The sequence below is a fragment of the Bacillus sp. LR--39 genome, assembly GCF_053613335.1.
In genome coordinates, this window is the sequence record NZ_JBSIOT010001002.1 from 1 (window position 1) to 659 (window position 659).

A 659-nucleotide genomic window follows, 5' to 3' on the forward strand; every position below is an offset into this window, starting at 1 on the left:
TTCTCCGGCATGGCATTTTCAGCAACGGGGCTCGGAAGTTTGCTGCTGGCTAGAAAATGGGGTGATCTGGGCGACCGCTACGGCCACCGCCGCATTTTAATCGGACTTTTGCTCGCCGCCTCTTTCTTTTTTATTCCGCAGGCGCTCGCGTCCTCACTCAGCGTGCTCCTTGTTTTCAGATTTTTATTCGGAATGGCGATGGGCGGTTTGCTGCCATGCATTACGGCAGCGATCCGCGTTCAGGCTCCCGGCAGCATTCAGGGTGAAGTTCTCGGCTACAATGTCAGCTTTCGCTTTTTAGGAAACGTGCTCGGGCCTCTGCTCGGGGGAATCATATCGAGCCATTTTACCATTTCGGCCACCTTTTACGTCACGGCGTTTCTCTTTTTCGCCGGCGCCTGCATGCTTTGGATCATGCAGAAACTTTGGAAAGATTCTTATGCCAAAGCAAGCTGATTCCGAGAAAAAACTGAGGAATCTTCTAAATTTAACCTTCTCGTAATCTCAAAAGAATGGTACGATATGGCTAGAATTTAGGAGAAAAGAGAGTGACCATGTTACGAAAAATAATCGGATGGATTTTGCTCCTTTGCATAATCCCATTGTTTGCATTTACAGTTATCGCTTCCGGAAAAGAAGTAAAACAAATGAAGTCCCTG

Annotated in this window: 2 protein-coding genes; both read left to right on the plus strand. The window is 47.8% G+C overall.

Going from position 1 to position 659, the window contains the following annotated elements; translation table 11 throughout:
- The coding region (locus tag ACWHAR_RS28050; RefSeq protein ID WP_452088564.1) for an MFS transporter at positions 1–456 on the plus strand (456 nt) is incomplete at its 5' end.
- Positions 457–548: 92 nt separating this feature from the next.
- Positions 549–659: hypothetical protein (locus ACWHAR_RS28055; protein ID WP_452088565.1), on the plus strand; the 111-nt coding region annotated here is incomplete at its 3' end.